We start from the raw sequence: 25,507 nt of genomic DNA on the forward strand, positions 1-25,507 counted from the left end.
GTTCGTGCTCTGGGGGGGGGGCTTTGTGTTGTGGTCCCGGGTGGTGCGGGGCGCGGGTTTTCAACCCCAACATGCAGCCCCGGCCGGGGGGGGGGGGGGGGCGCCCCCCCCCCCCCCCCACCTCTCGCATGTCAGGGCCCGTGTCAGCGGAGGTCCGCCGGGCAGAGGCGGCGCGGCCGGTCGTCACCGCGCAGCCTGGCGTCGACGCAGCCGCCGGGCAGCCCGTCACGGGCCGCCGTGCCGAAGTTGGCGGTGACCGTCAGCTTGCCGCCGCCGAAGACGGTGCGCTGGAGCCGCCGGTCCTCCGTCAGGAACCGGAAGGACGTGAGCCGTTCGGCTCCCGCGGCCCGGTGCAGCGGCGCGAAGTACTTCTGCAGCGCCGCGATCTCCCGCCCGTGCCGGGCCAGCGTCGGCCCGTCCAGGACGTGGTTGAGCGGCCGGTCGTAGAGCATCGCGAGCAGGGCGCGGCGGGTCTTCTCGGCGGGCAGCTTCTCGTACGACAGCTCCCAGCGCTCGGCGCTCACGGTCGCCCCGTGCAGGGCTGTCCCGTACAACGGGACGCGGTAGCGGGGGTCGTACATGGCCTTGGAGAGCGAGGCCGGGAGGCGGACCGGCTTGAAGAAGATGCCGGGGGCGGCCTCCGGGTAGTAACCGCCCCACTTCTCCCTGTCCTTCTGCAGCGCCCACAGTCCATCGGCGACGGGGGTGGCGCTGCCGTAGTCGAAGGCGACCACCCCGTTCGCCCAGGCCTGGGCGGACTCGGAGCCGAGGACCAGGCCGGAGTCGGCGATGCGGCGCATCCGGGCCAGGCGGTGGGCGCGGTCGCCCGCCTTCGTCATCGGGTGCGCGGCCGCGTGGTCGCGGAACAGCTCGCCGGTGGCGTCGACGTCCAGGAAGTAGCTGTCGGCGCCGTTGCGCACCATCGCGCGGGTGCGGTGCGCGAGGAGGTGGCGGGTGGGCTCGGCGCGCTCGAAGGCCGCCGAGCTCAAGTAGCAGCCCCGGCCGCCGAATCCGGTGCGGGGGCGGCCGTCGGCGTCGCGGACGCAGAAGTCCGGGTAGACGCGGCCCGGCCACACCGACGTAGGGCTGTCGGCGGTCTTCGGGTCCTGCCCGTTGGCGAAGGTGTCGTACGGGCCGACGAGGTACCCCGCCTTCCTGGCCGCCGCGACGGCCTCCTTCCCCATGGGGTCGGGCCCGGCGTCGTAGCCGAGCCACATCCCGTCCACGCCGAGCGCGCGCAGGCGCCGGATGCCCGCCGGGGTGCGGGCCTCTCCCCACACGTACGCGTGCGAGGCGCCGAGGAGGCGCTTCGTCGCCGGGTTGCGGCGGATCTTCTCCTTCAGGCTGCCGAGGCGGCCGCGTTCGGAGAGGTACGCGCGGTAGTCGGCGGCCGGGGCCACGGGGGTGCCGTCGGTCAGGGCGAAGGTGACGGTGTACGCGCGGGTGCCCTCGCCCTTGTCGAAGGTGTGGGCGGCGGTGGTCCGGAGGTGGCCGCCGGGTCCCCTGGTGAACGTGAGGTCCGTCCCGATATCCGTCGGTATCAGATAGCTGACGCCGTGCCGTCCGCCCGTCGAGTACCCCCACAGGGGCAGCGTCAGATCGGCGCTCACGTCGACCGTGGTGCCCGTGAGCTTCTGCTCTCCCTTCGTCCAGAACGGGTCGGCCGTCGGGATGTCCAGGCCCTCCCCGCGCGGGAGTTGGAGGCTGCCCCTCGCCCCCGTCACCGGCCAGGCGATCCGGGTGTCCCGGTCCGCGGTGAGGGTCAGCGCCAGGCGGCCGTGGTCGACGTACGCCGTGGCCCTCAGGCCCCGGTCCGGGTAACTCCACCGCACCCGGCCGCCGTCCGCGCGGTGCACCGGGCCGGGGCGGCCGAGTTCCGTCGCCGCGGGGGCCGTCAGGCTGCGGCTGCGGCCGTCGTCCCCGCGGGCGCTCACCGCGAGGGTCTCGGGGTCGATGAGGGCTGTGCCGCCGTTCACGGCGAGGGTCACTTGGCGGGCGGGGGCCGCGTGGCGCGCGGCGGCCGCGGGGGTGAGGGTGGCGGCCGTCGCGACGGCCAGGGCTAGGGCGAGGGTTCGCTTGGGGGGCATGGGGATTGGATAGTGGGTGGGCTTAAGAGGGTTCTAAGAGTTTCGGTCGGTTGCCCTGCCGGGGGCTCCCCAACCCCACCCCTTCCCGAAACCGGGGCTCCGCCCCTGGACCCCAGGGGTGGGTGTCCCGTTGCCCTGGGACGCGGGCGCCCCCGATCGGCGCTCCGCGCCTCGTCCTCAAACGCCGGACGGGCTGAAAACTACTTCCCCGAGGCGGGCCGAAGGCGCACCGAGCAGACAGTGCGGACCACCTTGTCCGAAGTAACGGCGGGGGCGGGCGGGTGGGAGAAAGCCCGTCCGGCACTTGAGGACGAGCGCGCAGCGCGACCGGGGGCGACCCTTTCAGCGCTGAGGGTGCCGGGCCGTTGGGCAGGCCGCTGCGAGGTTGGGCGGGTGGGTGGGGAAGAGCCCGTCCGGCGATTGAGGACGAGCGCGGAGCGCGACCGGGGGCGACCCTCTCGGGGCTGCGGGTGCCGGGCTGTCGGCCAGGCCGGAGGGAGTTCGGGCGGGTGGGTGGGAGAGAGGCCGTCCCAGAGCGCGCCCCCGCGAGGCAGAAGCACGGGCTGCGGCCTGAGACGATAGGGGGCACTACCAACTAACCGGGGAGGGGCGCGATGCCGAAGCGCGGGCAGGCGGCGGAGAGACAGGCCGAGGGACGGATACCCGGGGCGGCGGGTCCCACAGGAGCCAAGGACCCCGCCGCCCTCCGCGTGGCCACGGGCGCCCTGGTCACCCTCATCCTCGGCGGCCTCACCGCCATGCCCCCCTTGTCCATGGACATGTACCTCCCGGCCCTGCCGGAGGTCACGGACGCCCTGCACGCCCCCGCGGCCACGATCCAGCTGACCCTCACGGCCTGCCTCACCGGCATGGCCCTCGGCCAGCTCGTCGTCGGCCCGATGAGCGACAAGTGGGGCCGCCGCCGCCCCCTCCTCGGCGGCCTCCTCGTCTACATCCTCGCCACCGCGATCTGCGCCCTCGCCCCCACCGCGGAGCTCCTCATCGCCTTCCGCCTCCTGCAGGGCCTCGCGGGCGCGGCGGCGATCGTGATCGCGCGGGCGGTGGTCCGCGACCTGTACGACGGCGTGGAGATGGCCAAGTTCTTCTCCACCCTCATGCTGATCTCCGGCGTCGCCCCGATCGTCGCGCCGCTGATCGGCGGCCAGGTCCTGCGCCTGACGGACTGGCGCGGCATCTTCGTCGTCCTGACGGTCATCGGGATCGCGCTGACCGTCCTGGTGTGGCGCCGCCTGCCGGAGACCCTGGCACCGGCGGACCGCCACGACGGCGGCACGGTCCAGGCGCTGCGCACGATGCGCGGCCTCCTCGCGGACCGCGTCTTCGCGGGCTACATGATCGCGGGCGGCTTCGCCTTCGCCGCGCTGTTCGCGTACATCTCGGCGTCGCCGTTCGTGATCCAGGAGATCTACGGCGCGTCGCCGCAGACGTTCAGCCTGCTCTTCGGCGTGAACTCGGTCGGCCTGATCATCGTCGGCCAGATCAACGGCAAGCTGCTCGTGGGCCGCGTCAGCCTCGACAAGGCCCTGGGCTTCGGGCTCGCGGTCATCACGCTCGCGGCGACCGCGCTGCTCCTGATGACCGGCGGCGTCTTCGGGGACGACATCGGGCTCGCGCCGATCGCCGTCGGCCTGTTCGTGCTGATGTCGGCGATGGGCCTGGCCATGCCCAACACCAACGCCCTCGCCCTGATGCGCACCCGCCACGCCGCCGGTTCCGCCTCCGCGCTGCTCGGTACGTCCTCCTTCCTCATCGGCGCGATCGCCTCACCCCTGGTCGGCATCGCGGGCGAGCGGACGGCCGTGCCGATGGCCGTCGTCCAGTTGTCGTGCGCGCTGGCGGCCGTCGCCTGCTTCGTGGGACTGTGCCGCCCGTGGCAGCACAACCAGAACGCGCAGGTGACGGAGGCGGGGCCCGCGGCCGTGACGGAGGGCGGGACCACGGGCGTGCCCCGGCCCCGGAAGTCGGACCGCTGACCGCGTCGCCGGTGCTCCGGCCCGGCTCCCCGGAGCGCGCCGGACTCGACGCGGACGAGCTGCGCCGGCTCGTCCACGACGTGCGGGCACTGCCCCAGGGGCCCCGCCCGTGGTGCGCCGGTGCCGTCGTCGTCGCCGGGCGCGGCCCGGTGATCGCGGTGGCGGAGGCGGCGGGGTGGGCCGTGCGGTACGCCGGTGCGGGCGGAGGCGTCCCGGCGTACCGCACCACCGAGAGCCGCGCCGAGGACGGCGTCGAGAACCGGGCCGAGAGCCGCGCCGAGGACGGCATTGAGAACCGGGCCGAGAGCCCGGCCGAGAGTCACGCTGAGAGCCGAGCCGAAAGCCCGGCCCCAACCTCGACCGAAAGCCCGACCGAGACCTCAGCCAAGCGCCCGACCGGGACCTCGGCCGCGCACCTGGCCGGAAGCCCGGCCGACCCCACCCCCGTCGACCTGCCCCCGGCCGACCGCGTCCCCATGACCGTCGACACCCCCTTCGACCTCGCCTCCCTCACCAAGCTCTGCACCACCATCGCCGCCGTGCAGCAACTGGAGCGCGGCGCTCTCGCCCTCGACGAGCCGGTCGCCCGGTACGCCCCCGAGTGCACGGGCGCCGCCGCGCACGGCATCACGGTGCGGCAGCTGCTCACGCACACCTCGGGGCTGCGGCCCGAACTCCCGCTGTACGAGCTGCCCGACGTGCCGTCGCGGCTGCGGGCGCTGCGGACCGAGGTGCCCTCCGGGGAGAGGGGCGCGTACGTCTACTCGGACCTGAACATGCTGCTCCTCCAGGAGGTCCTGCAGCGGGTCACGGGCCGCCGCCTCGACCTGCTGATCCGGGACGGGATCACCCGGCCGCTCGGCATGACGGGCACCCGGTTCGGGCCGTGCCCCGGCGCCGCCGCGACCGAGGACCAGCGGCGGCCGTGGGCCAAGGCGGACCGGGGGATGCTGCGGGGAGAGGTGCACGACGAGAACGCGTGGGCGCTCGGGGGTGTGGCGGGGCACGCCGGGCTCTTCGGCACCGCGCGCGACCTGGCCGTGCTGTGCCGGACCCTGTTGAACGGCGGTACGTACGGCGCCGCCCGGATCCTCGGCCCCGACCACGTCCGCCTGATGCTGGCCGCGCCAGGCCTCGGCTTCGGCGTGGACCAGGCGTGGTTCATGGGGGAGCTCGCGGGCCGGGGCGCGGCGGGGCACACCGGCTTCACCGGCACGTCCCTCGTCCTCGACTCCGCCACGGACACGTTCCTGGTGCTCCTCGCCAACACCGTCCACCCCCGGCGGCAGCCGCCCGACAACGGCCCCCGGGTCCGCGCGGCCACGTCACTCGCGCGGGCGGTGGCGGCGGGGCCCGCGCCCGGGGCCGCCCGGCGGGCTCCTGCCCCGGCGGGCCACTAAACTCACGGGGTGCGCGACCAAGCTTCCCCCGCAGAGACCCTCCGTTCCGCCCTCGCGGGCCTCCTGGAGGACCTGCCGCCCAAGGCGGCCGCCCAGGCCGTGGACCGGCTGATCGCGAACTACCGGGGCACCACCCCGACGGGTGCGCCCGTCCTGCGGGACCGCGCGGACGTCAGCGCCTACGCCGCGTACCGCATGCCCGCCACCTTCGAGGCCGCCGGCTCCGCCCTCGACGCGCTCGCCACCGCCGTGCCCGCCGACTGGAGTCCCGCCGGGCACACCGACATCGGCGGCGGCACCGGCGCCGCCACCTGGGCCGTCAACGCCACCTGGCCCGGCGAGCGGCCCGTGACCGTCCTCGACTGGGCCGAGCCCGCGCTCGCCCTCGGCCGGGAGATCGCCGCCGCCAACCCCGAGCTGGCCGCCGCCCGGTGGCAGCGCGCCCGCATCGGCGCCGCCCTCGACGTGCCGCCCGCCGCCCTCGTCACCGTCTCCTACGTCCTCGGTGAGCTGACCGAGGACGACCGTGCCGCCGTCGTCGACGCCGCCGCCCGTGCGGCCACCGATGCCGTCGTGGTGGTCGAACCGGGCACGCCCGACGGGTACGCGCGTGTCATCGCCGCGCGCGAGCGTCTCGTCGACGCCGGGTACCGCGTCGCCGCGCCCTGCCCGCACAGCTCCGCCTGTCCGATCGTCCCCGGCGAGGACTGGTGCCACTTCTCCGTCCGCGTCGCCAGGTCCTCCCTCCACCGGCAGGTCAAGGGCGGCTCCCTCGCCTACGAGGACGAGAAGTTCTCCTACGTCGCCGCCGTCCGCCCCGACGCCGTGCCCGCCGACCCCTCGCCCGCCCGTGTCGTCCGCAAGCCGCAGATCCGCAAGGGGATGGTCCTGCTCGACCTGTGCGACGTGGAGGGGGTGCTGCGGCGGGAGACCGTGACGAAGCGGCACGGGGCGCTGTACCGCGAGGCCCGGGACACGGCATGGGGCGCCCCTTGGCCCCCGGCCGGGTCCTAGCCCCGCCGGAGGCCTCCGCGACCCGGTGGGTCAGGCGGGCTTCAGCCCCGGCGAGCCCTCCTCCACCACGAACGAAGCCGCCGTGGTGATCGGCGCCCCCGGCGTGGTGACCGCCGAGACGGTCTTGAAGTCGGCCCGGGACTGCCGCCGGTCGAGCGCGACGGTCACATAGCCCCGGCGCCCGTTGTAGAACTTCAGGTGCGGGTTGGCCTTCATGTACGTCTCCCAGTTGGCGGGCCGCTCGGCCCCGTCCTTGCCACTGGCGATGGAGGTGGCGACGATCTCGGTCCCGACGACGTCGGACGACGGGTCGTCGAAGTCGTCCTTGATGTCGAAGGCGTACCCGACGTGCACGTCCCCGGTGAGCACCATGAGGTTGTCGACACCGGCGGCCTCGGCCCCGGCGAGCACCCGCGCGCGCGAGGCGGCGTACCCGTCCCAGGCGTCCATGCTGACCTTGGCGACGGGGTTGAGGTCGAGCTTGCGCTGGGAGAAGGTGACCTGCTGCGGGACGACGTTCCAGACGGCGTGCGAGCGCCGCCACCCGTCGACGAGCCACCGCTCCTGGCTGGCGCCGGTGATGGTGCGCTTGGGGTCGAGGGACTCGGGCCCGGGCACGTGCGCCTTGTCGCCGTAGGCCTGGTCGGACCGGTACTGACGGGTGTCGAGGATGTCGAACTGGGCGAGCCGCCCCCAGTCGAGGCGGCGGTAGAGCCGCATGTCGGAGCCGGTGGGCCGCTGCGGGCGGCGCAGGGGCTGGTTCTCCCAGTACGCGCGGTAGGCGGAGGCGCGGCGGAGCAGGAACTCCTCGGGCGGGTTGCCGTTCTCGTCGAGGTCGTCGGCGTAGTTGTTCTCGACCTCGTGGTCGTCCCAGGTGACGACGAAGGGGTGGGCGGCGTGCGCGGCGCGCAGGTCGGGGTCGGACTTGTAGAGCGCGTACCGGCGCCGGTAGTCGTCGAGGGTCTGCGTCTCGCGGTTGAAGACGTCGGGGAGCACGCGGTCGGTGTACTTGCGGGCGCCGCCGACGGAGTTCACGGCGTACTCGTAGAGGTAGTCGCCGAGGTGGAAGACGACGTCGACATCGTCCTCGGCGAGGTGTTTGTACGCGGTGAAGTAGCCGTCGTGGTAGGCCTGGCAGGAGACTGCGGCCAGGGTGAGGGCGGCCCGGCTGGAGGCGTGCGGGGCGGTGCGGGTGCGGCCGGTCTCGCTGAGCCACTTTCCGGTGCGGAAGCGGAAGTAGTAGGACCGGTCGGCGTCGAGGTGGTCCACCTGGACGTGCACGGAGTGGTTGAACTCCGGGTGCGCGGGGACCGTGCCGCGTCTGACGATCCGTCGGAAGCGCGGGTCGCGGGCCAGCTCCCAGTGGACGGTGACGCGCTCGGCGGGCAGCCCGCCGTTCTCCTCGAAGGGTTTCGGCGCGAGCCGGGTCCACAGCAGCACGGAGTCGGACTGCGGGTCGCCGGAGGCCACGCCGAGGGTGAAGGGGTCGGCGGGGATGCGGGCGGCGTCCATCTCGGCGGCGCCCGCGACGCCGGCGGTGGGCAGGTTGGTGGCGAAGGCCAGGGCGGCGGCCGCGCCGGTGCCGGTGAGGAACCGACGGCGTCCCAAGTGGCGTGCGGCGGCGCGGAGTTCGGGTGCGTGCTGTCCTGCGGGTGTCATGTGCCCCTCCCCAGAAGATGGTTGCAAGATGCATTGGAGTGTCTGGGGACGACCCCCGCCTGTCACGTACACAACAGCCATATGGCGGGCAGATGAGGTCCGAGTGGCGGACCCTCACGTACGCTGCGGGGCCATGAACGCTGAGCCAACACCGCCGCCGAAGAACGCCGTGGTCACCGGGGCGGGCTCCGGAATCGGCCGCGCCGTCGCCCTCGAACTCCTCGACGCGGGCTGGTCGGTGGCGCTCGCGGGCCGCCGCGAGGAGACGCTGCGCGAGACCGCGGACCTGGCCGCCGCCCCCGCCGCCCGCGCCCTCTGCCTGCGCACGGACGTGACGTCACCCGACGACGTGGCGACCCTCTTCGCCACCGCGGCCGACCGCTTCGGCCGCGTCGACCTGCTCTTCAACAACGCCGGCACGTTCGGCCCCCGCGGCACACCCGTGGAGGAGCTGGACTACGCCGAGTGGCGCCAGGTCGTGGACACCAACCTGAATGGCGCGTTCCTGTGCGCCCAGGCCGCGTTCCGGCACATGCGGGAGCAGCGGCCGCAGGGCGGCCGCATCATCAACAACGGCTCCATCTCCGCGCACGTCCCGCGCCCGCACTCCGTCGCGTACACCGCCACGAAGCACGCGCTGACGGGCCTGACCAAGTCCCTGTCCCTGGACGGGCGTCCGTACCGCATCGCCGTCGGGCAGATCGACATCGGCAACGCCGCCACCGACATGACCGAACGCATGCGCTCGGGGATCCTCCAGGCCAACGGGCAGCTCGCGGTCGAACCGGTGATGGACGCGGCGGACGTGGCCCGCACCGTGCGGCACATGGCGGAGCTGCCGCTGGAGGCGAACGTGCAGTTCGCGACCGTGCTCGCCACAACGATGCCGTACGTCGGACGCGGCTGAGGGCCGGGGGCCCGGACACGCTGCCCGGGCCGTGCGTAGACCGGGCCGGGCCGATTGCAGTACGGCGGCGAGGGCCGAGTTCCAGTCATATGCCCGGAGCGGCCCCCGATGTCGTACAACGACGGACTAAGCTCACTGCCCTCCATGGGAACTTCACATACGGAGCACAAGTTGCGCATACGTTCGATGGTCACCGCCGCCCTCGCCGCCACCGCTGTCGCGGCCCCGCTGCTCGTCGCCGCGCCCGCGACCGCCGCGGCCCACCAGGGCGGTCTGCACCTCGGCTACATCCAGTACGACAGCCCGGGCCGCGACACCGGCTCCAACAGCTCGCTCAACGCGGAGTGGGTGAACATCCACAACAACACCCGCGGCGCCATCCAGCTCAAGGGCTACAAGCTGAAGGACAACACCGGCTACACGTACACCTTCGGCAGCTACAAGATCGGCGCGGGCAAGACCGTGAAGGTCCGCACCGGCAAGGGCACCAACGCCTCGGGCGTGCGCTACTGGGGCCGCGGCTCCTACGTGTGGAACAACACCAGCGACAAGGCCCGGCTGCTCAAGCCGAGCGGCGCGCAGCTCGACTCCTGCTCCTGGACGACCCGGGACCACGGGACCAAGAACTGCCACTGAGAAACACGAGGTGACAGCCGCCGCGCGACCGGGAATGGACTCGGCCGCGCGGTGGTTGTCGTCCGGCATGAGCCACAGTGAACCCACCCCGGACCGCCCTGACGTGCTGCGTTACACCGCCTTCGCCACCGACCCCGCGGGCGGCAACCCCGCCGGTGTCGTCCTGGACGCGCGCGGCATGGACGACGCGGCCATGCTCGCCGTCGCCGCCGAACTCGGCTACAGCGAGACGGCGTTCCTCACCCCCGGCCCGGCCGCGCCCGACGACGGCAGCCGCTCCTTCACCGTGCGCTACTTCAGCCCGCAGGCCGAAGTCCCCTTCTGCGGACACGCCACGGTCGCGACGTCGGTCGCCCTCGCGGAGCGCGACGGTCCCGGCGACCTGGTCTTCGCCACCCGCGTCGGGGCCGTGCCGGTGCGCGTCACCGAGACCGACGGCGTGCTGCGGGCGACGCTGACCAGCGTGGAGCCGCACATAGAGGAGGCCGCGACGGCCGACGTCGAGGAGGCGCTCGCCGCGCTCGGCTGGCGCGCGGACGAGCTCGACCCCGGCCTGCCGCCCCGGATCGCCTTCGCGGGCGCCCGCCACCTGGTCCTCGCCGCCGCCACCCGCGCCCGCCTCGCCGACCTCGACTACGACTTCGACCGGCTGAAGGCCCTGATGCTCCGGCTCGACCTGACGACCGTCCAACTGGTGTGGCGGGAGAGCGCGACGGTCTTCCACGCCCGCGACCCGTTCCCGGTCGGCGGCGTCGTCGAGGACCCGGCGACGGGCGCGGCGGGGGCCGCCTTCGGCGCGTACGCCCGTGCGCTCGGCCTGGTCCCCGCCGCCGCCGAACTGACCCTCCACCAGGGCGTGGACATGGGGCGGCCCGGGCTGCTCACGGTGACGCTGCGGGACGGGGACGCGCGGGTGCGGGTGACGGGGGCGGCGGTCCGCATCCCGGAGTGAGCGACGCACAGGGCTCCGGGGCGCGTCGGGCGCGCCCCGGAGCGGCGGTCCCGCGGCGGACCGGCGTCAGGCCTGGCCCGTCTCGAACCGGGACACCTTGTCGCCGTCCACCGTGAACCGCCACTTCGTGCGCATCTCGCCCCAGGTGTCGTTGCGGTAGCTGACCAGGAGCGTGCGCCCGCCGTCCGACTCCGACTCGACGTCCATGTGGCCGTTGGAGGAGAAGATCTCGCGGTCGGTCCAGTCGGCGATGTCCCGGTCGGAGCCGTCGTCGGACATGGTCGCGCCCGGTGTGAGCAGGGCCTCGAAGGCCGCCTTGTCGTTGGCGTTCACGGCGGTCACGAAGGCCCGGACCGTGGGGTCGCCGAGCCGGTTTGTCTGAATGCTCATGCGCCCACGCTCGCACCGGCCCCGTCGCCCCGCCACCCGGGATCGCCCGCCCCCGCGGCCGTGGCAGGCTGCACCCCATGTCCGACCCGACGCCCGCGCCGCCCCTGACCGCACCCGACCTGTGGGAGACCGTCGACCGTCTGCACGGCTGGCTGGAGTCCCACAGCAGGCACCCCGCCCGCGAGACCCTCCTCCTTCGGATGCTGAAGCTGTCGGAGGAGGTCGGCGAGGTGGCACAGGCCGTCGTCGGCGCCACCGGGCAGAACCCGCGCAAGGGCACCACGCACACCTGGGACGACGTGGAGTCGGAGCTGTGCGACGTGGTCATCACGGCGCTTGTGGCCCTGCGCACCCTCACCCCGGCTCCGGAGCGGGCGCTCGACGCCCGGCTGCGCGCGGTCGCCGCCCGCTCCACGTCGCCGTCACCGCCGTCGCCGCAGTCGCCGGGCGCCGCTCCTGTTCCTGCTCCCGCTCCCGCTCCCGCCGAGTCCGTACGCCCCGAGGTGCAAGAAATCCAAGAGCGCCCCGGCACCTGACGAGTTAGCGTCACCCGCCATGGACTCAAGGACCAGCGCGAAGACGGGCACCACCACAGCCACCGCCACCGGCACCGCCCCGAACCCCGGCACGACCGACCCTCACGTCACCGACCCCGACGACGCCCCGCCCCGCCTCACCCGCCTCGCCTTCCACGGCCCCTTGTCACAGGCGCGCGCCGACCGCATCGTCCGGCGGGCCGCCGAACCCCTGGTGCGCGCCGGTGGCGGTACCGTCCTCGACCTCGGCTGCGGCTGGGGCGAGACGCTGCTGCGCGTCCTGGAGGCGGCACCGGGGTCCACGGGCATCGGCGTCGACCTCAACGAGGAGGACCTGGAGCGGGGCCGCGCGTCCGCGGGCGCACGCGGGCTCGGCACGCGGGTCGAGTTCGTCGCCGAGTCGGCCACGGACACCGCGCGCGGACCCGCCGACGTCGTCCTGTGCCTCAGCTCGGCCCACGCCCTGTGCCCGGCCGACGCCCCGCCCCCGTACACCGCCGAGGCCCTGCGCGCCCTGCGCGGCCTGGTCGCTCCGGGCGGACGTGTCGTACTCGGCGAGGGGTTCTGGCAGCGCACGCCCACGGCCGCGGACCTCGCCGCGCTGTGGCCGGGCGCCCGCGCCGACGAGCATCTCGACCTGGGCGGCCTGGCCGACGCGGCGGTCGCCGCCGGTTTCCGCCCGCTGTGGGTGGAGACGGCGGGCGAGGAGGAGTGGGAGGAGTTCGAGTCCGCGTATCTGGCCGACACCGAGGAGTGGCTGGCCGCGCACCCGGACCACCCGCGGGCCGCGGAGCTGCGCGAACGCGCCGACCGCCACCGCGCGTCCTTCCTGCGCGGCTACCGCCGGTTGCTGGGCCTTGCGTATCTCACGCTGGTGCCGGTGGCCACGGACTGAGCGGCGCGGGGTTCAGTGCCCGAACCACGCCTCGGCCATCGCGTCGAGCGTCGGTTCGGGCGGCGCGGGCAGTTCGCGCAGGTACCAGGGCAGATTGCTGTACACGTGCAGCAGGGTGTACGCGAGGAGCAGGCGCGGCTCGAAGGTGCGGCCGTACGCGGCCATGAACCGGGCGAGCAGCCGGGGCTCCGCGCGCGTGACGAAGAGGCCGACGCCCACGAAGTCGTAGGCGGGGTCGCCGATCATCGCGGGTTCGAAGTCGAAGAGGCCGGTGAGGCGGTGGCCGTCGCCCGGGTCCACCAGGAGGTGCTGGCGCATGAACTCCGTGTGCAGCAGGGCGGCTTCGGGCGCGGCGGGCAGCGGGACGGCGTCCAGGAAGGCGGGGATCTGTTCGGCCCAGCTCTCCGGGAGCCCGCGCTCGCGCTGCCGGTCGACGGCGCCCGCGCGCTGTCCGGCGGTGAACTCCCGCCAGTCGCCGGGCCCGAGGACGTCGGTGAGCGGTGCGTGCCCGAGCGCGTGCAGCGCGGCGAGCGCCTCGCCCGCCCGCGCCACGACCCGGTCCCGGTCGGCCGCCGGGATCCGGGGCCACGCGAGGTGCAGACCCTCGCCGGGCAGCCGGGACATCAGGACGTAGCTCCACCCGTTGACGTACGCCCCGAAGTCGTGCAACTCCGGCGTGGGGACGGGCAGTTGTCCTTGTACGTGGCTCAGCACCCGGGCCTCGGTGGCGGCGTCGTCCGCCGCGGCGCCGGGGAAGAGCTTGAGCACGTGCCGCTCCCCCACCGCGTAGACGGGCTGTGAGCCCTCGCCGTAGCGCGTGAGGGGCGCGCCCGCGAGGCCGAGCCGGGCGCTCAGGTCCTCGGCGGCGGGCCGCATGACGGCTTCGTCGGGGACGACGGCGTCCCACTCCTCGTCGGTGTCCACGGGGGGCAGCATGATCGGCACGGTAGGCGGAGGGGGCGGGCGCGGCAACGCGTTTTCGCCCGGTACGCGGAAGGGTGTCGCGGTCCGCCGTCCGGACCGCGACACCCTCGACACCGTACGTACGCGCCCGGAACCCGGGCCGGGGCTTGATCAGAACTTGAACGGGCCTGGCGACTGCGCCGACGTGGCGGTGCAGTTCACCGTGATGCCGAAGACGACGATCTTCAGGGAGCTGGCCTCCAGGCTGTCGCCCGCGGCGACGGTCCCGTTGAGCGGGCCGGTGGAGACGGGGCTGCCCGCGGGGATCGCCGGGTTGGAGTTGCCGCTGAACGCCGTGGTGCCGGAGCCGTTCTTGGTGAGCGTGAGCGTGGAGTTGACCGCACCGGCGCCGACGTCGATCGGCGCGGTGATCGCCGACGTCGACACGTCGATGGTGGCCGCGGTGCCGTTCTGTGTCGCCTTGAGCGTCGCCGAGCCCGAACCGAACGAACCGCACTCGAAGCCGATGGTCGCCTCCTGCGGCTCCACCGCGCCCGCGGTCGGAGCGAGGACCAGGGCACTCACGGCGAGCGCGCCGGCGCCGAGGGCCGAGCCGAGGGCTAATCTGCCATGCCTCATGGGGGGCCTGCCTTCAATGGGGGGAGTGTGGGGTGCCTGCCCCGCCGACGACCGCCGGTGCCCGGCTGCCCGCTGCCCGCTTGCCCGAGGAGCGACGCGCCCGCCATTACTGACGGCCAGTCAGCGATTTGGGTCGGGGCCATTGAGACACAGGGCCCTTGAGAGAACAAGACACATCCTCATGATTTTTGACATGTCACAGCCAATATTGGCCACGGCGTGCGACGCCACCGGGGTGAACCCGGCCACATCCCCCGACGTGAACGACCCACGTCCCGGATGAAACGCACCAGTGAACGGCTACCATCGCGAACGTCAGACGATATGACCGCGCCGCCGCAGCGACCGCGCGGCAGCCCCGGGACCGACCGCGCGCCCCGGCCCGACCCGCCCTGGAGGCCCGCCTTGTCCGAACCGCGCCTGGGTGTGGCCATCGTGACCATGGGCAACCGCCCGAAGGACGTCGACGCCCTCCTCGCGGCCGTGGCCAAGCAGGACGTCGCGCCGACCCGCCTGGTCATCGTCGGCAACGGCACCCCGCTGCCGGACTTCCCCGCCTACCCCGGCGAGGTCACGACGATCGAGCTCGACGAGAACCTGGGCTGCCCCGGCGGCCGCAACGTCGCCCTGCGCCGCCTGCGCGAGTTCGGCGACGTGGACGTGGCGATCGAGCTGGACGACGACGGCCTGCTCGTCGACCCAGACGTCTTCCGCACGGTCCGCCGCCTGTTCGCCGAGGACCCGCGGCTCGGCATCGTCGGCTTCCGCATCGCCGACGAGCACGGCGAGACGCAGCGCCGCCACGTGCCGCGGCTGCGCGCCAAGGACCCCATGCGCGGCGGCCTCGTCACCTCCTTCCTCGGCGGCGCGCACGCCTTCTCGATGGAGATGCTGGCGCAGACCGGCGACTGGCCCGCGGACTTCTTCTTCACGCACGAGGAGACGGACCTGGCCTGGCGCGCGCTCGACGCGGACTGGAAGGTCCTTTACGAACCCTCGCTGCTGCTCCAGCACCCGAAGACGTCCCCCGCCCGGCACGCCGTCTACCACCGCATGACGGCCCGCAACCGCGTCTGGCTGGCCCGCCGCCGCCTCCCCCTGCCCCTCATCCCCCTCTACCTGACCGTCTGGACGCTCCTGACCGTGGCCCGGACCCGGTCCCTCGGCGGCCTGAAGGCCTGGGCGGGCGGCTTCGTCGAGGGCTGCCGCACGTCCGGGGGCGAGCGGAAGCCGATGCGGTGGGCGACGGTGTGGCGGATGACGCGGCTGGGGCGACCGCCGCTGATCTGAGGGCGGACGGGTGCCCGGCGTCGGCCCGGCGCCGGACGGCGTACCCACCACCGCTACTCGGCGACGTACTCCACGTACAGCGGAGTCGCGACGACGTACCGCACACCGCCACCCCCGAGGGCAGCCGTCACGCGGGCGTACCCGCGCATCCAGGCGGCCGTCTCCACGGGCAACTGCCGGTCGAGGGCGGCCAGGAGCTGCCGGGTGCCTTCGAGGAGGGTCACCGGGCTGACGGGCTCCTGCGGCTGGTCCTCGCTGACGGCGTCGGGCTGGCCGGTGAGGGAGCCGAGGAGCGCGGAGGCGTGGGTGGTGACGAGTTCGACCCAGTCGTCGCCGCCGCTGCCGCCCCAACTGCCCTCGTGGTGCACCTCCTCCGACAGGGCGGGCGGCTCGGCGACGACGGGCACGCGGCCGCCCGCCAGATGCTCCACGGACCCGTGCAGGAGCAGCCGCACCTCGCCGCCGGTCCCGTACCCGTCCACACTCACCGGCGGATCGACGAACAGCACCATCCCCGGAGCCACGTCCCGCAGCACGCGGAAGTTCAACGGCGCCTCGAACTGCACCCAGCTCCCGGCCCTGAGCCCCGGCTCCGCGAACCACCCCGCCGCGGCCGACACATGCCGCACGATCCGCCGCAGCCGCTCCCCGCGCTCCCGCTCGGCGTCCGGCACCTCCGGGTCGAGCCCCACCCCGCCCACCGGAGTGGTCACCTGCCACCCGCCCCGGACCAGGCGCCGAGGCCTCTCCGGCATGAACTGCCGCAACTTCCGGTCGGACAGATAGACAAGCTCGCGCACGACGCTCCTCGGGGGTGAGCTGGCTCCACGACGAATCCACGACGAATCCACGCGGCGGTACTTCACGCCGGTGAACGCCATTGTGAGGTCGCCGTGCCCCCGAGTCAGGCCTGATGGTCGAACCGGGAACAAGTGCCCGAGCCCCGTATCAATGCCTGACGGGACGAGTCGACCTCAGGAGAACGAGGGATCCGTCGTAGGTCGGCCGGCTGCGCAGTTGTCCGAAGGCCTCGTCCCAGGCTCCTGAGCCCAGGGCCCGGCGCAGGCAGGTGTCGAAGTCCTGGCGGGCGCGGTCGTCGACGAAGCTCCAGGCCGAGCAGGCCTGGCGGGCCGCGGGGTCCAGGAGGAGTTCGGGGCGTCCGTAGTACGCCTCGTTGAAGCCGTCGGTGCAGTCCAGCGGGATGGGGACGGGCTGGACGACGGTGTCGCCGAGCGCGGCAGTGAGCCGGTCCAGGGACGGATAGCGGCGGGCTTCGGCGTCCAGGACGTCGGGGGCGTACTCGTAGAGCCAGAAGTCGCGCACGCGAGCGGGGTCACAGGTCAGTACGAGGACGGGGCCGCGGGTGACCCGCCGCATCTCGCGCAGCCCGGCCTCGACGTCCGACCACTGGTGGACGCTGAAGAGAGTCATCGCGGCGTCGAACCGCCCGTCGGCGAAGGGAAGGTCCTCGGCGACGGCGTCGACGGCGGTGGCGAGTTCCGCGGGGCGCCTGGCGCGCATGGCCAGAGAGGGCTCGACGGCGGTGAACGCGTGCGCCGGGGTCTCGTACGAGCCGGTGCCCGCGCCGACGTTGAGGACGGTGCGGGCGTCACCGAGGGCGTGGGCGATGACGCGGGCGATGCGCTCGTCGGGGCGGCGGAAGGAGGCGTACGCGGAGCCGATGGCCCCGTAGTCGACATCACCGACGCTGCCGTCGCGGGTGCGCATGCCCATGGGAGACCTCGCTCTTCAAGCCCGGCGGGGCCGCGGCAACCGCACCCCGAACAACACCTCTTATCTTGCATCTGCCAGGTTAGATCGCATAGACGCCTAGCGATTGCTCGGCAGATCCACCAAAAGGCACAGCACATGCATCCGTGCGCTTGGAGGTTGTGCCGGGACGGCGATGTTGCGCCGGGACGGCGATGTTGCGCCGGGACGGCGATGTTGCGCCGGGACGGCGATGTTGCGCCGGGACGGCGATGTTGCGCTGCGGCTGCGTGAGGCAGCCCCGGCGAGCCACCGCCCTCCGTCCCGGGACGTCCACGTCCCAGCAGGTCAGAGACCTCGGGATCCCGAATTCCGGGAAGCGGCCGGGATGCGGTTGTGACCGCCGGAGGGCCGCCGCAGACTCTGGTCACACCCCGTCGGCACCACGGCCGGACGGGGTGAACCGAAGGCGGGCGCAGACGCCTTCGCCTGCACGGGGGGCCGACGAAGAGCCGTTCGTGTGAACCTGCGCCCGCCTTCCCCGCACGACCGTCCCGCCTGCCCGACCGCCCCGCGCGAGCGCTACAGGATCACCTGGACGAACTCGCGTACGAGTGTCGACCAGGCCAGCGACGCACCTCTCCCTCCCCTCCCGCCTCTTCAGGAAGGCACGACGCATGACGCACATGCATCGATACGCCACGGCCGCCGCCGCACTGGCCGGACTGGCCGCGCTGCTGACCGGCCCCGCCACCCCGTCCGCGGCGGCCTCCGTCTCGCCCCCCGCCGCCCCGTCGGCCCCGGTGTCCGCACCCGCCGCCCCGGACAGAGCGCCGCAGCCCCGGGCCAAGAGCGTCCTGTTCGACATGTGGTTCAACGGCCAGGGCTACTCCCCGACCCTGAGCATCCATTTCGGCGTGCACCGCTACACCCTGAAAGCGGACTGCGACAGCGACGTCCTGGTAGGTCAGCTGTACCACTCGGCGACCGGCGTCGACCCCAAGGTCGGCCGCGCCTTCGCCGTCCCCTGCAACCGGTCCCCCAAGACCGTCGACTACCAACTGCGGGGCGGCTTCTACTACTTCTACTTCCTCTCCGGCGTCGACAACACGCACGTCATCGCCGACGGCGCCTGACCCGGCACTCGCTCGCACTCCACACCCCGACTCCCCCACGAAGAACCCGGAGACTCCCCCATGCGCACGCTCCTCGCCACCGCGACAGCGCTCCTCACCGTGGCCCTCACCACCGCCCCCACCCAGGCAGTCGAGGCCCGGCAGCAGCCCACCGCCCCCTCCCCCGCGCAGCACCGCGCCGCCGCCCCCTTCCACTTCGACATCTGGTTCAACGGCTACGGCTACTCCCCCAAGGCGGACCGCCCACAGGGCAACAGGCAGCGGGTCAGCTTCTCCGCGTCCTGCGACGGCGACATCGTGGCCGGGCAGCTCTACCACGTCACCTGGGGCCGCGACCGTCCCGTCGGAAACGTCGTCAGAATCCCCTGCAACAGGACGGCATCCGCCATCTACGAACTGAGCGGCGGGGAGTACTACTTCTTCTTCCTCTCGGGCGTGAACAACACGCACGTGGTGGGCGACTGGGCGTAGACCGCCCCGGCCGTCTCGGCGGAGGAAGCGGCAGACGAGTCGGGCTGTACGCCGGGTTCTGTCCCCCGGGACCTCGCGGTCGTCGGGGTGACGGCCATCCATCTAGGGCCTGCGTTGCCGCAGGCCTCGTGCGGTCTACCCGCGGACTCGGGCGGGCAGCCCTCGAACGTCCGCGCAGGAACACCGGGGTGTTCCCTTTTGACCTTGCTCCAAGTGGGGTTTACCTAGCCGCCTGAGTCACCTCAGGCGCTGGTGGTCTCTTACACCACCGTTTCACCCTTACCGAGGACCGAGGTCCCCGGCGGTCTGTTCTCTGTGGCACTGTCCCGCGGGTCACCCCGGGTGGCCGTTAGCCACCACCTTGCCCTGTGGAGCCCGGACGTTCCTCGGGAAGGTCCACAAGGACCTCCACGCGGCCGTCCGCCCGGCTCGTCTGCCGTGTCGACCATGGTACCCGCCGGGGCGTGGGCCGGGTGCCGGTGGCGGCCGTGGCCAGGAAGGAGCCCGCAAGGATCAGGGTGAAGGCCGCGGCGAAGGTCGCGGTGAGGGATTCGGAGAGGAAGGCGAAGCCCGCGGCGGCGGCGACCGCGGGGTTGATGTACGTGAAGACCACCGCCCGCGTCGGGCCCGCCTCGCGGATCAGTTCCAGGAAGACGATGAAAGCGAGGGCCGTGCAGATGACGCCCAGGCCCGCGAGCGCCGCCAGGGTCTTGCCGTCCGGGAGCGTCTCGGGCCAGGTCACCGCGGCCGCGGGGGCGTAGACCAGGGCGGCCAGGGTCAGGCAGGGCGCGATCAGTTGCAGGGTCGGTACGTCCTTGAGGTGGCGGGCCACGATCAAGGGGGCGATGGCGTAGCCGAGGGCCGTGAGCAGGACCTCCGTCAGGGACCAGGCGTCGCCTCCCGTCAGGTGCGGGACCGTGAGCACCGCGACCCCGGCGAAGCCGAGCGCGAGGCCCGTCACCCGGCGCGGGCCCAGGCGTTCGGTGTCGCCGAAGAAGCGGGCCAGGAGCGCGCCGATGATCGGCACGGCGGCGATCAGGAGGCCCGCCGTGGAGCTGGAGAGGTGGCGTTCCGCGTCCGTCAGGGTCCACCACGGGCCGAGGATCTCCACACAGGCGAAGACCAGCATCGGGCGCCAGTGCGTGTGCAGCACGGCGGGCATGCCGCCCTGGCGTATCGCGAACGGGAGCAGCAGCGCGGCGCCCAGCGCACAGCGCGTGAACACCACCATCGACGGTGTCAGATCGCTGTCCACCGCCACTTTGATCATGAGGTACGGGATGCCCCAGAGGACGCCCATGACGGAGAAGAGAAGCCAGCCTCGTGCGGTCATGGGAGGAGTTTCGGACAGGGGGGAGGGTCGTGTCTTGAACGTTGTTGCGCCCCTCGGTGCCCGGTCGTTCGGCGCCCGGTCGTTCGGCGCCCGGTCGTTCGGCGCCGATCACTCGGTGCCGGTTACGCGCGCTCTGCCGCGAGCACGCGCTCCCCCGCCCACACGCTGTTCCGGTACGCCGCCGGTGTCACCCCGACCACACGCCGGAACCAGCGCGTCAGATGGGCCTGGTCGGCGAAGCCCACCCGGCCCGCCACCGCCGCCGGGCGCAGTCCGCTCTCCAGGAGCGCGCGGGCCCGGGTGACGCGGTGCTGCGCCAGCCAGGCGTACGGGGGCATCCCCATCGTCGTACGGAAGGCGCGGAGCAGTTGGTAGCGGGACAGGCCCAGTTCCGCGGCCAGTTGGGCGAGGGTGGGGGGTGTGAGGACGTCGTCGGCCAGGCGGTCGCGGACGGCCAGGGCGATGGTGGTCGCGCCGGGTACGGGGGCGGCCGGGTCGTGGGCCGGGCGTGCGCTGCCGTAGCGGTCGGCCAGGGCGGTGAACAGGCCGGTCAGGCGGCTCTCCGCGGTGAGCGCGGCGAGGCGGTCCGGCGGGCCCGGGGTGCGGGCGGCCGTGCTCAGGCCGGTGTGGGCGGCCCGCAGCGCCGCCGCGAGGCGGGGGTCGTCGAGGACGGCGTCGCGGAAGTGCGGCGGGGTGCGGGCGCCGTCGGCGAAGAGCTCCGGGGAGGGGTACATCGAGCGGTACGCGTAGCCGTCGCCGGTGCCGGGGCGGCCGGTGTGCGGTTCGCCGGGGGCCAGGACGACGATGGAGCCGGGGCCTATGTCGAGGCGGCCGCCCCGGTAGTCGATGATCTCGGTGCCGCCGACGCAGACGCCCACGGTGAACTCCTCGTGGGCGTGGGGCGCGTAGCGGTGACGGTCGAAGCGGGCGGTGAGGAGGTCGAGGGACGTGCCGCCGCCGAGGGCGGCCCGGGTCCACAGGGCGCGCTCGCCGGGCGAGGTGCCGTGCGGCGGGTCTGTGCGGTGCTCCATGGGCCACCCTCCTCCGTGCCTGGCTGTGCGCCCACGGCAGTACGGTTCCGCGTGTGCTTCTCGGCTTTCGGCCGCAGCATGCCTGCGCTCCGGCGGTGCGGTCAGCCTCGTCTCGCCTCTTGAACGCTTCCGCGCCCGCGTTTCATGCCCACGCCCACCGTGTCCGCCCGCCCCCGCCCCGCCCGTGTCCGCTTGACCTTGCCGTAGCGTCAACGTTTCTACTGAGGGCATGCGAATCGGAGAGATCGCCGCCGCCGTCGGGCTCACGACGCGCGCCATCAGGCACTATCACCACCTCGGGCTGCTGCCGGAGCCCGCGCGGCGACCCAACGGCTACCGGGACTACGGGCTCCGCGAGGCCATCGCCCTCGCCCGCGTCAAGCGGCTCACCGAGCTGGGGCTCGGGCTCGACGAGGTGCATGACGTGCTGGCGGACGACGCGGGGCGCGAGCTCACCGAGGTGCTCGCCGAGCTGGACGACGACCTGGCCCGGCAGGAGGCGGACATCAAGGCGCGCCGGGCCCGGCTCGCCGAGCTCCTTCGGATGGCCGAGGACGGGCTGCTGACCGGGGAGGGGCCGGTCTCGGCGGGGCTCGCGGAGCTGTTCGGGCGGTTCGGGCCCGCCGCCGGCGGGTCGCCCACCGCCGCCAAGGACCTCGAGCACCTGGCCCTCTTCGACGCCACCCTCGACCCGGCCCGCCGCGACCGCGTCTACGGCGCCCTGCACCGGCTCGCCGACGACACCGAACTCGCCGCCCGCATGCGCGAGTTGTACGCCCGCCTCGACGCACTCGCCGACGCCCCGCCGGACGACCCCCGCGTCCAGCCGCTCGGCCGGGACCTCGCGGCCGTCGTCCCTGAGGACTTTCTCGCCGCCCTCACCCAGGAGGACGAAGGCCGGGAAGGGGAGGACCGGGAAGACGGGGGCCGGGAAGAGCGGGAGGGCGCGGGGCGGCCCGCGCACGGCGGCGCCTTCGGGGAGGCCTTCCTCGACGACTTCGCCCCCGCCCAGGCCGCCGCCGTCCGCGTGATGCTGAAGCACCTGGGCGAGCGGACGGGGTGGACGCCGTGAAGCGCCCGGTCCGGGTCGTGCGGCGGCTCGCCGTGCACGAGCTGCGGGGGTTCCACAGCCTCGCGCTGTGGGTGGCGCGGCGGCGGCACGGGCTCGGGGCGGGGGCGCGTCCGGCCGCGTACACCGGGCCGCAGACCGCGATGCTCTTCGGCTTCGCCTTCGTGGCGGTCGTGGAGACCGTCGTCCTGGCGCTGATCGTGCCGTGGCCGCTCGTGCACTCGGCGCTGCTGTTCGTGGACGTCTACACGGTCCTGCAGATCCTCGCGCTGCACGCGGCGTCCGTGACGCGGCCCCATGTGGCGGGCGCGGACGGGTCGTTGCGGGTGCGGTACGGGCAGTTCCTCGATCTGCGGATCGCGGCGGCCGACATCCTGCGGGTACGGGTGGAGCGGCGCTATCCCGAGGGGCGCACCGTCCAGGTCCACGAGGACGGCACCCTCGACGTCGCCGTCGGCAACCAGACCACCGTCACCGTCGAACTCGCCCGCCCCGTCGCCTTCGTACGACCGCTGGGGCTGCCCGCGACGGCCCGCGTGGTGCGGCTGCACGCCGACGACCCGCGCGCCCTGGTCGACGCGCTGACCCGGCCCGCCGCCGATGCCGCCGATGCCGCCGATGAGACCACGGGTCCCCGCACGCCTGCGGGCGACACCGCACCGAGCACTCGCACAGCTTCCGACGACCTCGCACCAAGCCCTCGCACACCTGCCGACGCCCCCGCGCCGAGCCCCCTCACGCCGGAGCGAACAGCACCTTCGCCCGCCCCGGATCGGCCTGTGTGAGCCGCACCCGCAGCCGCTCCCCGAGAGGCAGCGCACCCGGCCCGCCCGCACCCCCCGGCCCCGCCTCGATGCGAGCGACGACCGCGGGCTCCGCCAACTGCACCGTCCCCACCCCCGGTTCGCGCTCCTTCACGTCGACCACCACCCCGTCGAACACCTCGCCCACCCGGTCCTTCAGGAGCGCCGCCTCGACGATGTCCACACAGCCGCGCTCCACGGAGTTGGCGCGCCGGGTGCCCTCGGCCATCTCCCCGGGCAGCTCCGGCAGGGCGGCGAGCACCCAGTCCGGGGGCTCGGCGTCCGCGCACGCGGCGAGGCAGAGCTCCGCGGCGTAGCGGTCGACGAGGCGGCGCAGGGGCGCGGTGCAGTGCGCGTACGGGGCGGCCACCGCGGCGTGCGTCGTCAGCTCCGGCACCTCGCCGCCGCTGAACGCCGTGTACCCGGCGCCGCGAAGGAGCGTCGTGCACTCCTGGAGGAACGCCGCGTGGCGCGGGTCGCGCGGGTCGAGGGAACGGACGAGACGGGCGTACGGGACGTGGTGCGGCCAGTCGATGCCAAGGGCCTTCGCGGTGTGGCGCAGGCGGGCGACGGCGCCGTCGGGGGCGAGCGGCAGGGTGCGCAGCACTCCGGCGCCGGAGGCGATCATGAGGTCGGCGGCGGCCATGCCGGTGAGCAGGGAGATCTGGGCGTTCCAGCCGTCGGCGGGCAGCGGGGCGCGGAAGCCGAGTTCGTACGTCCCGTCCTTCTCGGTGATCTCCTGCTCGGGCACGTTCAGCGAGATGCCGCCGCGCTCGACCTCAAGGCGCTCGCGCAGCCGCCCCACCTCGGCGAGCAGCGCGAGCGGTTCCTCGGCGGTGCCCGCGTCGATGGCGCGCTGCACGCCCTCGTAGTCGAGCTTGGCGCGGCTGCGGACCAGGGCGCGGCGCACGTCGGTGTGTGCGGTGCGGCCGTCCGCGTCCAGGTCGAGGGTCCACAGGACGGCCGGGCAGGTCTGGTCCGGGAGCAGGCTGGCCGCGCCCTCGCTGAGCGGGGTGGGGTGCAGGGGGACCTTCCCGTCGGGGAAGTAGAGGGTGGTGACGCGGCGGTGCGCCTCCGCGTCCAGCGGCCCGCCCGGGGTGACGTACGCGGCCACGTCCGCGATCGCGTACCGCACCCGGAAGCCGCCGCCCTGCCACCGCGACAGGTGCATCGCCTGGTCCAGGTCCACGGACGTCGGCGGGTCGACGGTGAAGAAGGGCACGCCGGTCGCGTCCTCGTCCGGGAGGCGGGGGGCCGCCGCGGCGCGCTCGGCCTCCGCGAGCACGTCGGCCGGGAACGTCTCCGGTACGTCGAGCTCGGCGCGCAGGTCGCGCAGCGCGGCCCGCAGCGGAGCCTCGGCTGTGCCGGTCACATGCAGGTGGCGGCGGGGCATGCACCGAGCGTATGGCGGGGGCGGGGGGTCGGCACCCCGTACGCTTTCGCGGGGGCCGCATCCCCCGCACGCACCCGGTCGGCGACCACCCGTACCCGGCCGAAACGAAAACGGAGAAGCGATCGTGCTCGTCCTGTTGCCGCCGTCCGAAGGCAAGGCCTCCTCCGGACGGGGGGCGCCCCTGAAGCCGGAGTCGCTGTCCCTGCCCGGGCTCGCCGACGCGCGCGCCGCCGTCCTCGACGAGCTCGTCGAGCTGTGCGCGGCCGACGAGGACAAGGCGCGGGCAGTGCTCGGGCTCAGTGAGGGGCTGCGCGGGGAGGTCGCCAAGAACACCGAGCTGCGGACCGCCGGGGCGCGGCCCGCCGGGGAGATCTACACCGGCGTCCTCTACGACGCCCTCGACCTCGCCTCCCTCGACGCCGCCGCCAAGCGGCGTGCCGCGCGCTCCCTTCTCGTCTTCTCCGGCCTGTGGGGAGCCGTCGGCGTCACCGACCGGATCCCCTCCTACCGCTGCTCCATGGGCGTCAAGCTGCCCGGGCTCGGGGCGCTCGGCGCGTACTGGCGCGGGCCCATGGCGGACGTGCTGCCCGCGGCCGCCGGGGGTGGGCTCGTCCTCGACCTGCGGTCCTCCGCGTACGCCTCCGCGTGGAAGCCCAAGGGGGACGTGGCCGGGCGTACCGCCACCGTGCGGGTGCTGCACTCCCAGGTCGTCGACGGGGTGGAGCGGCGGTCCGTCGTCTCCCACTTCAACAAGGCCACGAAGGGGAGGATCGTGCGGGCCCTCCTGGCCTCGGGCGCATCGCCCGCCGGGCCCGCCGAGCTCGTCTCCGCCCTCCGTGACCTCGGCTACGTCGTCGAGGCGGAGCCGCCCTCGCGGGCGGGGCGGGCTTGGGGGCTGGATGTTGTGGTGCGGGAGATCCACTGAGGGTGCGGGCCGGTTGCCCTGCCGGGGGCTCCCCAACCCCACCCCTTCCCGAAACCGGGGCTCCGCCCCTGGACCCCGGGGGTGGGTGTCCCGTTGCCCTGGGACGGGGGCACCCCCGATCGGCGCTCCGCGCCTCGTCCTCAAACGCCGGACGGGCTGAAAATTTCGCCGGGGCGGGCCGGGAAAGTGCTGCTGCGTGAGCCGCTTCGGGGCCAGAAGGTGCCGGGCTGTTGCTCAGCCGGTTCAAGGTTGGGCGGGCGGGTGGGAGAAAGCCTGTCCGGCGTTTGAGGACGAGCGCGGAGCGCGACCGGGGGCGACCCTTTCGGGGCTGAAG

At 73.8% G+C, this 25,507-nt stretch carries 23 protein-coding genes, 1 other RNA gene and 1 pseudogene; 14 read left to right on the forward strand and 11 right to left on the reverse strand.

Annotated elements, in window-relative coordinates; all coding sequences use genetic code 11:
• Positions 1-143 precede the first annotated feature (143 nt).
• Complete coding sequence (locus tag ACFVHO_RS38430) at positions 144-2,087, reverse strand: glycoside hydrolase (RefSeq protein WP_385725169.1); 1,944 nt, start codon at positions 2,085-2,087, stop codon at positions 144-146.
• Between the two features lie 614 nt (positions 2,088-2,701).
• Here ACFVHO_RS38430 and ACFVHO_RS38435 point away from each other — a divergent pair.
• The 3 genes from ACFVHO_RS38435 to ACFVHO_RS38445 are packed head-to-tail and all read left to right on the forward strand — an operon-like array spanning position 2,702 to position 6,495.
• Complete coding sequence (locus ACFVHO_RS38435; protein WP_385725170.1) at positions 2,702-4,081, forward strand: multidrug effflux MFS transporter; 1,380 nt, start codon at positions 2,702-2,704, stop codon at positions 4,079-4,081.
• 59 nt (positions 4,082-4,140) lie between these two features.
• Positions 4,141-5,481, forward strand: a complete 1,341-nt coding sequence (locus tag ACFVHO_RS38440) for a serine hydrolase (RefSeq protein WP_385725190.1) — start codon at positions 4,141-4,143, stop codon at positions 5,479-5,481.
• Between the two features lie 9 nt (positions 5,482-5,490).
• Positions 5,491-6,495, forward strand: a complete 1,005-nt coding sequence (locus ACFVHO_RS38445; RefSeq protein WP_385725171.1) for a small ribosomal subunit Rsm22 family protein — start codon at positions 5,491-5,493, stop codon at positions 6,493-6,495.
• A 30-nt stretch (positions 6,496-6,525) separates the two neighbouring features.
• Here ACFVHO_RS38445 and ACFVHO_RS38450 read toward each other — a convergent pair whose 3' ends face one another.
• Complete coding sequence (locus ACFVHO_RS38450; protein ID WP_385725172.1) at positions 6,526-8,154, reverse strand: alkaline phosphatase D family protein; 1,629 nt, start codon at positions 8,152-8,154, stop codon at positions 6,526-6,528.
• A 133-nt stretch (positions 8,155-8,287) separates the two neighbouring features.
• On the opposite strand from ACFVHO_RS38450, the gene ACFVHO_RS38455 reads away from it, so the two are divergent.
• From ACFVHO_RS38455 to ACFVHO_RS38465, 3 genes are all read left to right on the forward strand, one after another.
• Positions 8,288-9,061, forward strand: a complete 774-nt coding sequence (locus ACFVHO_RS38455) for an SDR family oxidoreductase (protein ID WP_385725173.1) — start codon at positions 8,288-8,290, stop codon at positions 9,059-9,061.
• A gap of 171 nt (positions 9,062-9,232) precedes the next feature.
• A complete protein-coding gene (locus tag ACFVHO_RS38460) occupies positions 9,233-9,697 on the forward strand; it encodes a lamin tail domain-containing protein (RefSeq protein WP_385725174.1) in 465 nt (154 codons plus the stop codon).
• Positions 9,698-9,764: 67 nt separating this feature from the next.
• Positions 9,765-10,649: a PhzF family phenazine biosynthesis protein gene (locus ACFVHO_RS38465; protein ID WP_385725175.1), complete on the forward strand. Its 885-nt coding sequence runs from the start codon at positions 9,765-9,767 to the stop codon at positions 10,647-10,649.
• Between the two features lie 66 nt (positions 10,650-10,715).
• Here ACFVHO_RS38465 and ACFVHO_RS38470 read toward each other — a convergent pair whose 3' ends face one another.
• Positions 10,716-11,039, reverse strand: a complete 324-nt coding sequence (locus ACFVHO_RS38470; protein WP_380858862.1) for a nuclear transport factor 2 family protein — start codon at positions 11,037-11,039, stop codon at positions 10,716-10,718.
• Between the two features lie 77 nt (positions 11,040-11,116).
• Here ACFVHO_RS38470 and ACFVHO_RS38475 point away from each other — a divergent pair, with 77 nt between their 5' ends.
• Entirely contained in the window at positions 11,117-11,575 is a 459-nt protein-coding gene (locus ACFVHO_RS38475) for a MazG-like family protein (RefSeq protein WP_385725176.1), read from the forward strand.
• 19 nt (positions 11,576-11,594) lie between these two features.
• Complete coding sequence (locus ACFVHO_RS38480; RefSeq protein WP_385725177.1) at positions 11,595-12,470, forward strand: SAM-dependent methyltransferase; 876 nt, start codon at positions 11,595-11,597, stop codon at positions 12,468-12,470.
• Positions 12,471-12,482: 12 nt separating this feature from the next.
• Here the strand turns inward: ACFVHO_RS38480 and ACFVHO_RS38485 are convergent, their stop codons facing one another.
• Positions 12,483-13,406, reverse strand: coding sequence for a phosphotransferase family protein (locus ACFVHO_RS38485; protein ID WP_385725178.1), 924 nt, complete (start codon positions 13,404-13,406; stop codon positions 12,483-12,485).
• A gap of 138 nt (positions 13,407-13,544) precedes the next feature.
• Positions 13,545-14,012, reverse strand: coding sequence for a hypothetical protein (locus tag ACFVHO_RS38490; RefSeq protein WP_385725179.1), 468 nt, complete (start codon positions 14,010-14,012; stop codon positions 13,545-13,547).
• Between the two features lie 405 nt (positions 14,013-14,417).
• Here ACFVHO_RS38490 and ACFVHO_RS38495 point away from each other — a divergent pair, with 405 nt between their 5' ends.
• Positions 14,418-15,302 carry a glycosyltransferase family 2 protein gene (locus ACFVHO_RS38495; protein WP_385725180.1) on the forward strand — a complete coding sequence of 295 codons (885 nt, stop codon included), beginning with the start codon at positions 14,418-14,420 and terminating at the stop codon, positions 15,300-15,302.
• 53 nt (positions 15,303-15,355) lie between these two features.
• On the opposite strand, the gene ACFVHO_RS38500 is transcribed toward ACFVHO_RS38495, so the two are convergent.
• On the reverse strand, positions 15,356-16,102 hold the full coding sequence (locus ACFVHO_RS38500) for an SAVMC3_10250 family protein (RefSeq protein WP_385725181.1): 747 nt from the start codon (positions 16,100-16,102) through the stop codon (positions 15,356-15,358).
• Positions 16,103-16,250: 148 nt separating this feature from the next.
• A complete protein-coding gene (locus tag ACFVHO_RS38505; protein WP_385725182.1) occupies positions 16,251-17,036 on the reverse strand; it encodes a class I SAM-dependent methyltransferase in 786 nt (261 codons plus the stop codon).
• A 653-nt stretch (positions 17,037-17,689) separates the two neighbouring features.
• On the opposite strand from ACFVHO_RS38505, the gene ACFVHO_RS38510 reads away from it, so the two are divergent.
• Positions 17,690-18,148: a hypothetical protein gene (locus tag ACFVHO_RS38510; RefSeq protein ID WP_385725183.1), complete on the forward strand. Its 459-nt coding sequence runs from the start codon at positions 17,690-17,692 to the stop codon at positions 18,146-18,148.
• Between the two features lie 60 nt (positions 18,149-18,208).
• Positions 18,209-18,619 carry a hypothetical protein gene (locus tag ACFVHO_RS38515; protein WP_385725184.1) on the forward strand — a complete coding sequence of 137 codons (411 nt, stop codon included), beginning with the start codon at positions 18,209-18,211 and terminating at the stop codon, positions 18,617-18,619.
• Between the two features lie 31 nt (positions 18,620-18,650).
• On the opposite strand, the gene rnpB is transcribed toward ACFVHO_RS38515, so the two are convergent.
• The 3 genes and pseudogenes from rnpB to ACFVHO_RS38530 form a co-directional block, all read right to left on the reverse strand.
• An RNA gene (gene rnpB / locus ACFVHO_RS38520) (RNase P RNA component class A) lies at positions 18,651-19,051 on the reverse strand.
• Between the two features lie 118 nt (positions 19,052-19,169).
• A pseudogene (locus ACFVHO_RS38525) lies at positions 19,170-19,952 on the reverse strand (DMT family transporter); the annotation flags it as partial.
• Positions 19,953-20,074: 122 nt separating this feature from the next.
• Entirely contained in the window at positions 20,075-20,983 is a 909-nt protein-coding gene (locus tag ACFVHO_RS38530) for an AraC family transcriptional regulator (protein ID WP_385725185.1), read from the reverse strand.
• Between the two features lie 229 nt (positions 20,984-21,212).
• Here ACFVHO_RS38530 and ACFVHO_RS38535 point away from each other — a divergent pair, with 229 nt between their 5' ends.
• Positions 21,213-22,055 (forward strand): MerR family transcriptional regulator, encoded by an 843-nt coding sequence (locus ACFVHO_RS38535; RefSeq protein ID WP_385725186.1) that lies wholly within the window; start codon positions 21,213-21,215, stop codon positions 22,053-22,055.
• Positions 22,052-22,837 (forward strand): hypothetical protein, encoded by a 786-nt coding sequence (locus ACFVHO_RS38540; protein ID WP_385725187.1) that lies wholly within the window; start codon positions 22,052-22,054, stop codon positions 22,835-22,837. Before ACFVHO_RS38535 ends, ACFVHO_RS38540 begins: the two co-directional genes overlap by 4 nt.
• Here ACFVHO_RS38540 and ACFVHO_RS38545 read toward each other — a convergent pair.
• Entirely contained in the window at positions 22,788-24,248 is a 1,461-nt protein-coding gene (locus ACFVHO_RS38545) for an RNB domain-containing ribonuclease (RefSeq protein WP_385725188.1), read from the reverse strand. The genes ACFVHO_RS38540 and ACFVHO_RS38545 overlap by 50 nt on opposite strands.
• Before the next feature lie 124 nt (positions 24,249-24,372).
• Between ACFVHO_RS38545 and yaaA the strand changes: the two genes are divergently transcribed.
• Positions 24,373-25,173, forward strand: coding sequence for a peroxide stress protein YaaA (gene yaaA / locus ACFVHO_RS38550; RefSeq protein ID WP_385725189.1), 801 nt, complete (start codon positions 24,373-24,375; stop codon positions 25,171-25,173).
• Positions 25,174-25,507: the final 334 nt, after the last annotated feature.

The organism is Streptomyces sp. NPDC127108 (assembly GCF_042677545.1).
GTDB lineage: Bacteria > Actinomycetota > Actinomycetes > Streptomycetales > Streptomycetaceae > Streptomyces.

Coding starts and splice junctions, on each gene's coding strand:
- ACFVHO_RS38545 (WP_385725188.1), bottom strand. CDS start 24,248: ATGCCCCGCCGCCACCTGCATGTGACCGGCACAGCCGAGGCTCCGCTG.
- ACFVHO_RS38480 (WP_385725177.1), top strand. CDS start 11,595: ATGGACTCAAGGACCAGCGCGAAGACGGGCACCACCACAGCCACCGCC.
- ACFVHO_RS38450 (WP_385725172.1), bottom strand. CDS start 8,154: ATGACACCCGCAGGACAGCACGCACCCGAACTCCGCGCCGCCGCACGC.
- ACFVHO_RS38535 (WP_385725186.1), top strand. CDS start 21,213: ATGCGAATCGGAGAGATCGCCGCCGCCGTCGGGCTCACGACGCGCGCC.
- ACFVHO_RS38505 (WP_385725182.1), bottom strand. CDS start 17,036: ATGGGCATGCGCACCCGCGACGGCAGCGTCGGTGATGTCGACTACGGG.
- ACFVHO_RS38490 (WP_385725179.1), bottom strand. CDS start 14,012: ATGAGGCATGGCAGATTAGCCCTCGGCTCGGCCCTCGGCGCCGGCGCG.
- ACFVHO_RS38485 (WP_385725178.1), bottom strand. CDS start 13,406: ATGCTGCCCCCCGTGGACACCGACGAGGAGTGGGACGCCGTCGTCCCC.
- ACFVHO_RS38470 (WP_380858862.1), bottom strand. CDS start 11,039: ATGAGCATTCAGACAAACCGGCTCGGCGACCCCACGGTCCGGGCCTTC.
- ACFVHO_RS38430 (WP_385725169.1), bottom strand. CDS start 2,087: ATGCCCCCCAAGCGAACCCTCGCCCTAGCCCTGGCCGTCGCGACGGCC.
- ACFVHO_RS38515 (WP_385725184.1), top strand. CDS start 18,209: ATGCGCACGCTCCTCGCCACCGCGACAGCGCTCCTCACCGTGGCCCTC.
- ACFVHO_RS38435 (WP_385725170.1), top strand. CDS start 2,702: ATGCCGAAGCGCGGGCAGGCGGCGGAGAGACAGGCCGAGGGACGGATA.
- ACFVHO_RS38510 (WP_385725183.1), top strand. CDS start 17,690: ATGACGCACATGCATCGATACGCCACGGCCGCCGCCGCACTGGCCGGA.
- ACFVHO_RS38475 (WP_385725176.1), top strand. CDS start 11,117: ATGTCCGACCCGACGCCCGCGCCGCCCCTGACCGCACCCGACCTGTGG.
- ACFVHO_RS38455 (WP_385725173.1), top strand. CDS start 8,288: ATGAACGCTGAGCCAACACCGCCGCCGAAGAACGCCGTGGTCACCGGG.
- ACFVHO_RS38530 (WP_385725185.1), bottom strand. CDS start 20,983: ATGGAGCACCGCACAGACCCGCCGCACGGCACCTCGCCCGGCGAGCGC.
- ACFVHO_RS38465 (WP_385725175.1), top strand. CDS start 9,765: ATGAGCCACAGTGAACCCACCCCGGACCGCCCTGACGTGCTGCGTTAC.